Raw genomic sequence first — 11,894 nt, 5'->3', positions numbered from 1 at the left:
CCTTTATTTAAGTAGAGTTTCAGATTAATTATTACCCGAAAAACGGAGAACGATTAACGAACCTCAAAACTACCACTGCGCTCCCACGTACGGTGTTCGCGTTCCTGGTGATAAATATTGCTCAGAATATTGCGTTCTGTTTCGTCGAGTACTTTGTTGCGGCGCTCCATAGCTTTGCCAATTGCTTCGAACGCTTTACGTAACTGGTAGGTCTCGAAGCCACTAGCCCCGCCCCACGAAAACGACGGAATAAAATTACGCGGGTAACCGGCGCCAAAAATATTGGCCCCAATGCCCGTAACGGTGCCGGTATTAAACATGGTATTAATGCCGGCCTTAGAATGGTCGCCCATGATTAAACCGCAAAATTGCAAATCAGTACCTTTAAAACCACCTTTGGCATAATTCCACAGTTTTACCTCGGCATAATTATTTTTCATGTTAGAAGTATTGGTATCGGCCCCTAAATTACACCACTCGCCCAATACAGAATTGCCCAGAAAACCTTCGTGCCCTTTGTTAGAATAGCCAAACAAAATAGAGTTGCTTATTTCGCCGCCTACTTTACAAAATGGCCCAATAGTGTTATCGCCGCGCATTTTGCCGCCCATGTTAATCACGCTGCCTTCGCCCAACGAAAACGGCCCGCGAATAATAGCGCCTTCCTGTACCTGCGCGTTTTTACCTAAATAAATAGGGCCACCCGAGGCATTTAAAATAGCTGCCCGCAGTTCTACGCCTTCTTCCAGGAAAATATTCTCGGGGTTATACACCATCGTGTACGAATCGGTGATGGGCTGGCTTTTACGGCCGGTAGTTATTAGCTCAAAATCGCTTCGAATCTGTGCACCGTTGTTCTTGAAAATATGCCAAACTTCTCTTATAAAATGGATATCTTCGTTATACTCGCCGGCTTTCTCGAAATTATAATTGTATAAGTCTGCCAAGCTGCTAAAGCTGTTGTTGCCGGCATGATAGGCCACCAAAGTGCCTTGCTTAAATATTACTTTACCAGGCTGTAAATTTCTGATTTTTACAACTAAAGCTACATCGGGGCAAATAGCGCCGTTTACATAAACATTACCTTCAGTACTGGTATGGGCCGGAAACTTTTTTTGCAGATAATCTTGGGTCAGGTACGAAACCTGGTTTTTAAAAAAATGTCCCCATTTTTCCGTAATTGTTAAAATACCGGTTCTGATTTCGGCAACTGGCCGCGTAAAGGTTAGCGGCAGCAGGTTCGGTCGAATTGTTTTATCGTCGAAAAGGATAATATTCATGGTACAAAAATAAAAAAGTCTTCCCGATAAACGGGAAGACTTTAAATAAAATGGCTGTAATCGCGCAGGAAATTATTTCTTGGCGTAGCGTTTCTGGAATTTCTCCACCCGGCCGGCAGTATCCACGAAGATGTTCTTACCTGTATAGAACGGGTGAGAAGCAGAAGAAACTTCAACTTTAATAACCGGGTAAGTTTTGCCGTCTTCCATGGTAATGGTTTCGTTAGAAGTCATGGTAGAACGGGTAATAAATTTAAAATCACTGGATGTATCCTGAAATACTACTTCGCGGTATTGCGGATGAATATCTTTTTTCATGGGTACTTATATGTTAAAACTGCTAAATTCAAATCGGACTGCAAAAATAAGGAGTTTTTTATTTTTTACCTAATGCTTTAGAAATAATTTATTTACCTATAACGCATCTTACCGTAAGCACTTTAGCTTAACACCAGTTAATTTTTTATTTATTACCCTAGTTTCAATATTCTCTTTCTTTATTAACGTCAGCCGCCCCCTAAAGCCCGGTACAAATCTACCGTTGAAAGCAACCGCGCTTTATGAATATTTATCAGTTCCAGTTCGGCGGCCAGCGCACCTTTCTGCGCCGTAATAATTTCGAGGTAAGTGGCGTAACCAGCCCGGAATAAGTCGTTGGAAGTAGTAATGGCATCTTGTAAGGTGGTTACTTCCTGCGCTTTTAATTCCTGAATTTCTTTATATCGCTGAATAGCATTTAAGCCGGTAGCTACTTCCTGCACCCCGTTAAAAATACTTTTCTGGTAATTAAAGAAAGCCTCCTTAGTAGCGGCAGAAGCGTATCTGTGACGCGCTTTTAATTGATGCTGACTAAATAGGGGTACCGATAAACCGCCTAGTAAACCATAAGCCAGCGAGGCCGGTGTGGTCATGAGCAAAGAAGCCTTGAAAGCATTTAACCCGGCGTACGGCGAAATCGTGAACGACGGCAGAAAAGCGGCACGGGCCGCGGCAACATCGGCTTTAGCGGCGGCCAATTCCCACTCGGCTTGCTGAATATCGGGCCGGCGGCGCAGCAAATCTGTGGGTATGCCCGCCTGCATATTTTCCGGTAATTGCTGTTCCCGGATAGATTTTCCGCGGGTAATTGGTTGCGGAAAACGCCCCAGTAACTGATTCAGCAGATTTTCGGTGGCGGTTATCTGGCGCTTCTTCTCGGCCTGCAGGCTTTGGGTATTTAACAGCTGCGCGGTAGATTGCTGCACCGCCAGTTCCGTTTCGCGGCCACCGGCTTTCTTTATTTTTATCAGGTCCAAAGCCAGTTGCTGCAAACTCAGGTTTCGGTCAATTATTTCGAGTTCGCTATCCAAGGCTACTAACTGGTAGTATAAATTGGCCACTTCGGCTACTAAAGCGGTTTGCACCAATTGCCGGCCATTTTCCGAAGCCAGGTACCGGTTGTAAGCGGCTTTGCGGTAGTTCCGTAATTTTCCCCAGATATCCAGCTCCCAGGAACTACGTACCCCTAAAAAATATTCGGGCACCAAACGGTCGGGTATTTTTTGGTTTTCGTTGATGTTTGGCGATAAATTGGTATCGTAATTACCAACGCCGTTGAGCGTGTAATCGCCGTACTTATCGAACCGGGCCGTAGCCTCGGCTTGCACCGCCGGCAACATAGTTCCTTTACTCTGCAATACACCGGCCCGCGCCATTTCTACGCGTTGCACCGCTACTTGCAAATCCGGGTTCTGGCGCAGGGCCGTATCAATCAAACTAACCAGGTTTGGGTCGGTAAAAAAACCAGACCAGGCAATATTTCCGACGCTGGTAGTATCAGCGGCAGTGCCAAAAGTAGCGGGCAATTCCCGGCTCTTAGGCAAATTAACCGGGCCGGCTACTTTACAGGACCAGAAGAGTACCTGTAAGCCGGCTATTAAGAAAAATTTATAATAATATTTATGTAAATACATTTGAAAGCTTTTTTAGAATTAAAAAATCAGGCCAGGAACTAAGCGGTTTGCAGCTCTTTCTTTTTCTTGGGCTGCCCCATTTTGGCAAACAACACGTACAAGCCCGGAATTAAAATAATGCCAAACAAAGTACCAATGAGCATACCGCCGGCCGATGCCGTACCAATAGATCGGTTACCCATAGCCCCGGCACCACTGGCAATACACAACGGAATCAGGCCCGCGATAAAGGCAAAAGAAGTCATCAGGATTGGGCGCAAACGGGAAGCGGCTCCTTCTACGGCGGCCTGCAATACCGTTAAACCTTCTTTCTGGCGCTGAATGGCAAACTCAATAATGAGGATGGCGTTTTTACCCAGCAAACCAATGAGCATTACCAGCGATACCTGCGCGTAAATATTGTTTTGCAGGCCCAGCAACTGCAAAAAGAAAAATGCCCCAAAAATACCCGTTGGTAACGATAATATTACCGGCAGCGGCAACAGGAAGCTTTCGTACTGAGCGGCCAGCAGCAAATACACAAACAGCAAACTAATCAGGAAGATGTAAACCGCCTGGTTGCCGGATAATATTTCCTCGCGGGTCATGCCCGACCACTCGTAAGTAAAGCCGCGGGGCAAGGTTTCTTCGGCCACGCGTTCAATGGCCTGAATGGCATCGCCACTACTAAAACCGGGCGCCGGACTGCCGTTTACCATAGCCGAGGTGTACATGTTGTAGCGGGTAAGTTGCTCCGGGCCATACACGCGCTCCAGGGTTACAAACGTTGAGAAAGGCACCATTTCGCCTTGGTCGTTCTTCACGTGCAGTTTTAAAACATCTTCGGGCTGGGTCCGGAAAGTGGGCGAAGCCTGCACCATTACCTTGTACATTTGCCCGAACCGAATAAAGTTAGAAGCATAGTAGCTACCCAGTAAAGTTTGCAGCGTGTTCATGGCGTTATCAATGGTAACGCCTTTTTTGGCGGCCATGTCCTGGTCTACATGAATCATGTACTGCGGAAAGTTGGGGTCGAAGCTGGTGAAGGCCGTGTTGATTTCGGGCGTTTCCTGCATGGCCTGGATAAACTTGTTTGTTACCTCGGCGGTTGCCTGCAGGTCATCGTTTTTACCCCGGTCCAGTAAACGTAACTCGAAACCGCTAGAATTACCAAAACCCGGTACGGTGGGCGGCGGAAAAAATTCGATCGTCGCATCTTTCAGGTTAGCGGTTTTTTCTTCCAGAATCGCAATAATATCGTCAACCGATTGCTCGCGGTTCTCCCAGGCTTTCAGGTTAATCATGCCCATGCCGTAAGAAGCACCAGCCGCATCGGTAAGCAAACTAAACCCAGCCAGCGTAGATACCGATTCTACGGCGTCCAAATCTTTTGTAGCTTCCTGAATTCTATCCAGCACTTTTTCGGTACGTTCTACGGTGGCACCAGCTGGGGTAGTAACGTTCACGTAAATCATTCCCTGGTCTTCGGTCGGAATAAAGCCGGTCGGCAATATTTTGGTCATGCCCCAGGTACCCACGCAGAATAGCAGCAACAACCCCAGGGTAACGGTGCGTCTTCCGGCCAAACGTTGCACATAGCCTTTGTAAGAATTTTCTACCGAACTATAACCCCGGTTAAATTTATTGAAGAACCGCTGCAATAAATTCTGCTTCTTACTGGCCGGGCTGTGCTTCAGCATAATAGCGCAGAGCGCCGGAGTAAGCGTGAGGGCGTTAATACCCGAAATTACAATGGAGATAGCTAGGGTAAGCGAGAACTGCCGGTAAAATATACCTACCGGGCCCGACATAAACGAAACCGGAATAAATACCGCCGACATTACTAGCGTAATGGCCACAATCGCCCCGCTGATTTCACTCATGGCTTCCAAAGTTGCTTCTTTAGCCGGCATGTGTTTTTCGGTCATTTTGGCGTGCACGGCTTCTACCACCACAATGGCATTATCTACCACAATACCAATAGCCAGCACTAGCGCAAACAGGGTAAGCAGATTAATCGAGAACCCAAATAACTGCATAAAGAAGAAAGTACCCACCAGAGCCACCGGTACGGCCAGCGCCGGAATTAGCGTTGAGCGGAAATCCTGCAAGAAAATAAATACAATAATAAATACCAGAATAAAGGCTTCAATCAAGGTCCGGATTACTTCGCTCATCGAAGCATCGAGGAACCGCGATACGTCATAAGAAACGTTGTAGGTCATGCCCGGCGGGAAAGAAGAATCTTTCAGTTCGGCCATGCGGGTTTTTACGTTTTCGATTACCTCTTTGGCGTTAGAACCGGGGCGCTGCTTAATCATAATAGAAGCCGATGGGCGGCCGTCGGTTTTAGAAACCATGCCGTAACTCATTGAGCCAAACTCCACGTCGGCTACATCTTTCAGGCGCAGCACCGAGCCCGAACCATCCTGTTCGGCCCGCAACACAATATTTTCGTACTGGCTGGGTTCAAAAAACTTACCGGTGTAGCGGAGTACATATTGCAACATTTGCGGCGACTGCCCGGAGCTTTCGCCGGCTTTACCCGGCGCGGCTTCTACGTTTTGTGCCCGAATGGCGTTAATTACCTCATCCGTTGAAACTTGATAAGCTGCTAAGCGGTCGGGCTTTAGCCACACCCGCATCGAATATTCGCGCGAGCCCATAATTTCGCAGAAACCTACCCCGTCAATACGTTTCAGTTCCTGCAATACGTTAATATCGGCAAAGTTATATACAAACTGCTCACCGGCAGCGGGATCTTCACTCATCAGGTTGAGGTAAAGCAACATACTGTTCACCTCTTTCTCGGTAGTTACCCCAGCCTTGATTACTTCTTCGGGTAACTCATCTATAATAGTGGTAACGCGGTTCTGTACGTTTACCGCCGCTAAATCGGGGTCGGTACCTACTTCAAAAAATACCTGAATGAGCGTGATACCGTTGTTGCTGGATACCGACGACATATAGGTCATGCCGGGCACCCCGTTAATAGCTCTTTCGAGCGGGGTGGCTACGGCCTTGGTACATACTTCGGCGTTGGCGCCGGTATATTTAGCCGTTACGGTTACCGAGGGCGGCACAATGTCCGGGAACTGCGTAACCGGCAAGTTAAAGAGCGACAAAGCTCCTAACAAAGTAATTATAAGCGATATTACCAGCGACAACACCGGCCGCTGAATAAACATTTTAACCATTATTTCTTAAATTAAAACCAAACTTCTTCCAGGTCGCCTTTTTTAAGGCGACAATTAAATTATTCCGGGAGACTAAAACTTCTTAAGGGTTAGTGGCCAGAATGCTATCCATGGGAATAAAGGAAGGTTTAATAACCGCCCCATCGCGGATTTCCTGTACACCTTCGTACACAATGTTTTCGCCGGGTTTCAGGCCCGAATCCACAATGTAGTAGTGCGAGAAGCGGGATTTAGGTTTGAAATTTCTGGTTTTTACTTTATTATCTTTACCAACTACGTACACAAAATTCTGGTCCTGTACCTCAAAAGTAGCTTTATGGGGCACCATTACCACATTATTTGCATCGCTGGCTAACCGGATGGTACCAGAAGAGTTATGCTTTAATAATTGGTTGGGGTTAGCAAATTTGGCCCGGAAAGCAATAGAGCCGGTGTTGGCTTCAAATACACTTTCTACGGTTTCTATTTTACCTTGCAACGGATAGTTTTTGCCATCGGCCAGTACCAAATCTACCACACTGCTGCGGGTATTGGTGCCTTGTTGTACCGATTTTAAATAATTTAAATATTCTTTTTCCGATACGTTAAAATAAGCATAAACGTCTTTTAAGTCCGATAAAGTAGTAAGCAACGTACCTTCGCTGATTAAGCTACCGCTTTTAAAAGGAATACGATCGATAACCCCAGAGAAAGGCGCTTTTATATTGGTGTAAGAAAGCTTGGTTTGGGCGTTATCCTGGTCCGAACGGGCCTGATCGATGCGGGCATTAGCCGCACTTAAAGTTACCTTAGCCACTTCCAGCTCCGATTTGGAAATCACCTTTTTATCAACTAGAAGCTGCACCTGCGATAATTTAAGTTCGGCGGCTTTGGCTTCAGCAATAGCGGTTTTCAGGTTGGCTTTGGCCCGCGCCAATTCGGCCTGGTATTCCTGGGAGCTTATCCGGAAAAGCGGCTGGCCTTTTTTTACCGGCTGGCCTTCGTCTACTAAAATGGCATCTAAATACCCGTTTACCCGGGCCCGCACATCAATATGCCGCACCGCCTGAATCTGGGCCACGTACTCGTTGTGCAGAATGGTATCGTGGGTAATTAGCCGCGTTACCGGCACAATGGGTAAGGCATTCTGTTTTTCGTTTACCTCGCCTTTAACTGTGCAGGCACCCATAAAAACACCCGCACTTAATACATATAACCAGCTAATATTTTTAAAAATATTCATTTCTCTTCTAAATTCTAATTTTTAAACTAAACCATTTTCGTTGCGGCACATAGCAGTTCCAGAGCCGGGAAAAGTAAATCCGGCCGCTAAAACGCCTGTTTAGCAGAAATTTAATAAAAGGCTAAAGCAGCCTTAAGCCTGAAAATGGAATAAAATTAGAAGGGCGTAAGCCGGAAAAGAAAACTGTAGTATTCGGGTAGTAAGGGAATGAAATTGGAATATTCGCCGGATGGCTTTTGTTCGGGTTCAACCCACTGGTTAAAATATACCAGCTTAATTACTTTAGCAAGCACCGAGAACGAATACCGCATAACGCGGTGCGGCCGCAAATGAAAATTAGGTTGTTCAATGCCGCTAAAGTTTTCGGAAAGCTCCATTACTTCCCACAAAAGAACTTCAATCAGTTCTTCTTCCGCCTGGGTAGCAGCAGTTGCTTCGGCATTATCTTTTAGCACTTCATTAATTATGGCATCTTGCAGCCGATCGAAGACATGCTTGCGCGGAAAAAAGGAAAAGACGAGCATGTGCACTAAAAAGCAAAATACAAAAAAGAAACTCCACCTTCGATTCATGTTTTGTAATACTTTCTATACTAACTTTCCTTTATTTAGGCGCTTTTAAATTTTGAAGCTGCAAATATAGCAAAATCTGTTTGTTATATCCACGCTATTAGAAAAACACGTATTAAATTTTGATTACCAAAATTCAAACATCAGGCTATTTCTAGCCACAAATAATTTTACAAAATCCCACAAAAACAGGTTTCGAAAATTTTTAACAAATCTAAAGTCTAATTCTGGAATAATTCTGAAGTTTGTTTAAGCTTTATAAAATATTTAAAATTTTTGGCCAGTTCTCTTACTTTTGATAGCGCACACGCTTTTATAACCAGCTTACTAACTTAAGATTTTTACTTAATTTACAGGTCAGCTTTTTAGTGATTAGCTATTGTTGCCAAGCAAGATAAAGCCTGGTAGCAGCCCAATACTTTTAAGGGTAGTTATAGTAATTTAGCTGGTAAATACCGGGCCACTTACCAGGTTTGTCCGGACCAGGTAAAAAGATAAGTGCTGTTCGTATTTTTTTTTTAATAATAGTACCGCATATTTGGACAATTTACCTGCCCCCTATTTAAACATGGAAGATATTACTTTCGACGAGAAGAACCGGATTCTGGACCGCAACCAGATAATGCAAAAAATTAAACGCATGGCTTACGAGCTGTACGAGAACAATTTCGAAGAAAAAGATTTTTTGCTGGCCGGCATCCAGGAAAACGGTTATTTGCTGGCCCAGCTCTTAGCCACCGAATTGCAAAATATTGCCGGCGTAAAGATAGAACTGGCTAGTATTACGCTAAATAAAATATACCCGCTGGAGCATCCTATTTTGGTTGAACCGGCAAATATTAACCTGGAACAACGCGTGGTCATTTTAGTAGACGATGTACTAAATACCGGCAAAACCCTGGCTTATGCCATGCAGGCTTTCTTAAAAACCGAAGTAAAGAAAGTAGAAACCGTAACGCTTATTAACCGGCACCACACCCTCTACCCCATTAATGCTACTTACACCGGCTTATCTTTATCTACTACCTTGCAAGAGCACATTAGGGTAGTTTTAACCGAAGGCGAACGGTTTGGCGCTTATTTAATTTAAAATATTCTTTTGTTCCTGGCTTTGCGCCGTTAACTGCGGCTATTTTTAACTTAACTTTAAGCTTATTGCGGCATGTTCCACGTTGTAATGATTCCGGGTTTGGGCGTGGACGAAAGAATATTCCAGAATTTGGCCGTCGATAACCGGTTTACCCGCACCATTATCCGCTGGATACAGCCAGCACCAAACGAAAACCTGACGCATTATGCCAGTAGGTTAACCAAGCAGATACCGCAGCAAAAGAATTTAATTTTAATTGGCATTTCGTTCGGCGGTATTATTGCTGTTGAACTGGCTAAAATTTTAAATCCAATTAAAACCATAATTATTTCCAGCGTAAAAACCCGGCACGAATTACCCTGGTATTACCGACTGGCTGGCAAGTTGCGGCTGCCCTACCTGGTACCGTTGCGGGCAGGTAAAAAAATACCAAAATTGCAGGCGTATATTTTCGGGGCCAAAACCAAAGAAGAAGCAACTTTACTGCACCAAATTATTCAGGAACTCGATATTCCGTACGTAAGGTGGGCGCTGTACCAGATTAGTAACTGGCCCAACTTAACAAATATTCCTAACCTGTTGCATGTGCACGGCAGCCACGATAAATTATTCCCTATCAGGTATATTCATAATTTTAGGGCCATCAATGGCGGCGAACACTTAATGGTGCTTAGCCTGGGCGAACAAGTAAGCCAGATAATTAACCAGGAACTGCTAAAACTTACCGAGAGCGCTGCTTAAACGTAAGTGCTTTTTCAATGCTATTTTTTATTAAACCATTTTTACCATGAAGCTCTGTTTTGCCAGCAACAACGAACATAAATTAACCGAAGTACGCCAGATTTTAGCTGCCCAATACGAAATATTGAGTTTACAGGATATTGGCTGCCACGAAGAACTACCCGAAGAACAGGAAACCCTGGAAGGCAACTCGCACCAAAAAGCAAACCATGTTTGGCAACATTATAATATTAGTTGCTTTGCCGATGATACCGGCCTGGAAGTTATGGCCTTAAACGGCGAACCTGGTGTTTACTCGGCCCGTTATGCCGGCGCCCAGCGCAGTAACCACGATAACATGCAGCTGCTTCTACAAAAACTAGAAGGTAATCCTGATCGGCGGGCCCAGTTCCGAACCTCTATTACCTTAATTCTGGATGGTCAGGTAAACCAGTTTAACGGTATAGTTACCGGCACCATTGCCCAGGCGCCCTCCGGCGAAAAAGGCTTTGGCTACGACCCTATATTTATACCAGATGGCTTTAACCAAACTTTCGCCCAAATGGGCTCGGAACAGAAAAATAGCATTAGCCACCGGGGCCGGGCCCTGCAAGCATTAGCCGCTTTCCTGAAAAATTATAACACTCAGTAAAAAAAGGCAGCACTCATCAAATTATTTCACCCAAAATCATGTTGCCCGGGTACAAACCATTACTTTTGTATTTTAATTATTAACTAATACATGCAGAAGCCCTATCTGGTAGGCATTACGGGTGGCAGCGCCTCCGGCAAAACCACGTTTTTACGCAAACTCATTAGTTCTTTTGCGCCCGAAGATATTTGCCTTATTTCGCAGGACAATTATTACCTTCCACGGGAAAATCAGCTACAAGACGAGCAAGGCGTTATTAATTTTGATTTACCTTCTTGTATAGATGCCCATAGTTACGCACAGGATGTTTTTAAAATTAGCCAGGGCCAGGGCTTTACCCGCCAGGAATATACCTTTAACAACCCCAATATTGTTCCGCAAGAGTTAGTTTTTAACCCGGCACCGGTGGTTATTGTAGAAGGCATTTTTGTATTTTATTTTGAAGAGGTAGCCCGGCAACTGGATTTGAAAGTATATATTGATGCCAAAGAACACGTAAAATTGCACCGCCGCATTATGCGCGACAAAGTAGAACGGGGCTACGATTTAGATGATGTATTATACCGTTACCTGAACCACGTGGCACCTACTTACGAAAAATATATTAAGCCCTATAAAGACGATGCCGATTTAATTATTCCGAATAACCAGCAGTTTGAGCGGGGTTTAGAAGTGTTGGTTTCGTTTTTGGAAGGGAAAGTTCAGCGTTATCGGAAACAAACAGTTTAAGAACAGGATTTTTCTTTTACAGATTTATTAAAATACATACCTTTACAGCTTGATGCTTTTTCCGGTTAATATAGCGAAACAGTTGCGCGTGGTACTTACGGCCATTACCCTTCTTTTAATGGTAGGGTTAAATAACCGTGAGGTAACGACTTATGCTGCGGCCCCGGCCACTAAAACCGGACACAAGGTAAATAAATCGGACGCTGCCGACCGCAATGGCACAGTTAAGCAGAAGGTTTCTTTCGAAGCCACTTCCTCTTACGTGGTTTTACAACTGGCGGCCGCCGTTCCCAAATTATCAAATTTTAACTTTACTGCCCCGGTTTATCGGTATTTAACGCCGCAATACCCCGCCGGTATTGTACTTAATTATTTCAAAACGCTCCTTTCTACCACTATTCAGGTAAACGCCCCCTGATTTTTTTGCACTTTAAGGAATTACACCGCCCGAAATATTGTTTCGTGTTTTTGGCGGCCGGTAGCTCTGCTTAACAGAGTTCTAAT

General features: G+C 44.7%; 11 protein-coding genes. 5 read left to right on the top strand and 6 right to left on the bottom strand.

Annotated features, from left to right (window positions below):
• Nucleotides 1-53: 53 nt before the first annotated feature.
• From F0145_RS02595 to F0145_RS02570, 6 genes are all read right to left on the bottom strand, one after another.
• Nucleotides 54-1,280 (bottom strand): GlmU family protein, encoded by a 1,227-nt coding sequence (locus F0145_RS02595; protein ID WP_150086553.1) that lies wholly within the window; start codon nucleotides 1,278-1,280, stop codon nucleotides 54-56.
• A 72-nt stretch (nucleotides 1,281-1,352) separates the two neighbouring features.
• The gene (locus tag F0145_RS02590; protein WP_146895128.1) at nucleotides 1,353-1,598 is read right to left on the bottom strand and encodes a type B 50S ribosomal protein L31; all 246 of its coding nucleotides are present in this window, start codon (nucleotides 1,596-1,598) and stop codon (nucleotides 1,353-1,355) included.
• Nucleotides 1,599-1,786: 188 nt separating this feature from the next.
• A complete protein-coding gene (locus F0145_RS02585) occupies nucleotides 1,787-3,232 on the bottom strand; it encodes an efflux transporter outer membrane subunit (protein WP_150086551.1) in 1,446 nt (481 codons plus the stop codon).
• A 38-nt stretch (nucleotides 3,233-3,270) separates the two neighbouring features.
• A complete protein-coding gene (locus tag F0145_RS02580; RefSeq protein WP_150086549.1) occupies nucleotides 3,271-6,408 on the bottom strand; it encodes an efflux RND transporter permease subunit in 3,138 nt (1,045 codons plus the stop codon).
• An 82-nt stretch (nucleotides 6,409-6,490) separates the two neighbouring features.
• A complete protein-coding gene (locus F0145_RS02575; RefSeq protein ID WP_150086547.1) occupies nucleotides 6,491-7,630 on the bottom strand; it encodes an efflux RND transporter periplasmic adaptor subunit in 1,140 nt (379 codons plus the stop codon).
• 155 nt (nucleotides 7,631-7,785) lie between these two features.
• The gene (locus F0145_RS02570) at nucleotides 7,786-8,154 is read right to left on the bottom strand and encodes a hypothetical protein (protein ID WP_150086545.1); all 369 of its coding nucleotides are present in this window, start codon (nucleotides 8,152-8,154) and stop codon (nucleotides 7,786-7,788) included.
• A 613-nt stretch (nucleotides 8,155-8,767) separates the two neighbouring features.
• Between F0145_RS02570 and F0145_RS02565 the strand changes: the two genes are divergently transcribed.
• The 5 genes from F0145_RS02565 to F0145_RS02545 all read left to right on the top strand — a co-directional run bounded on the left by F0145_RS02565 (nucleotide 8,768) and on the right by F0145_RS02545 (nucleotide 11,808).
• A complete protein-coding gene (locus F0145_RS02565) occupies nucleotides 8,768-9,289 on the top strand; it encodes a phosphoribosyltransferase family protein (RefSeq protein WP_223815776.1) in 522 nt (173 codons plus the stop codon).
• Between the two features lie 72 nt (nucleotides 9,290-9,361).
• Nucleotides 9,362-10,030 (top strand): alpha/beta hydrolase, encoded by a 669-nt coding sequence (locus F0145_RS02560; protein ID WP_150086543.1) that lies wholly within the window; start codon nucleotides 9,362-9,364, stop codon nucleotides 10,028-10,030.
• 46 nt (nucleotides 10,031-10,076) lie between these two features.
• Entirely contained in the window at nucleotides 10,077-10,661 is a 585-nt protein-coding gene (locus F0145_RS02555; RefSeq protein WP_150086541.1) for a non-canonical purine NTP diphosphatase, read from the top strand.
• A 90-nt stretch (nucleotides 10,662-10,751) separates the two neighbouring features.
• Nucleotides 10,752-11,390, top strand: coding sequence for a uridine kinase family protein (locus F0145_RS02550; RefSeq protein ID WP_150086539.1), 639 nt, complete (start codon nucleotides 10,752-10,754; stop codon nucleotides 11,388-11,390).
• 49 nt (nucleotides 11,391-11,439) lie between these two features.
• Nucleotides 11,440-11,808 carry a hypothetical protein gene (locus F0145_RS02545; protein WP_150086537.1) on the top strand — a complete coding sequence of 123 codons (369 nt, stop codon included), beginning with the start codon at nucleotides 11,440-11,442 and terminating at the stop codon, nucleotides 11,806-11,808.
• The last annotated feature ends 86 nt before the right edge of the window (nucleotides 11,809-11,894 follow it).

The organism is Adhaeribacter rhizoryzae (assembly GCF_008629685.1).
Lineage (GTDB): Bacteria > Bacteroidota > Bacteroidia > Cytophagales > Hymenobacteraceae > Adhaeribacter > Adhaeribacter rhizoryzae.
The sequence above is the reverse complement of the archived record's forward strand: the minus strand, read 5'-3'. Positions and strand labels throughout refer to the sequence as shown.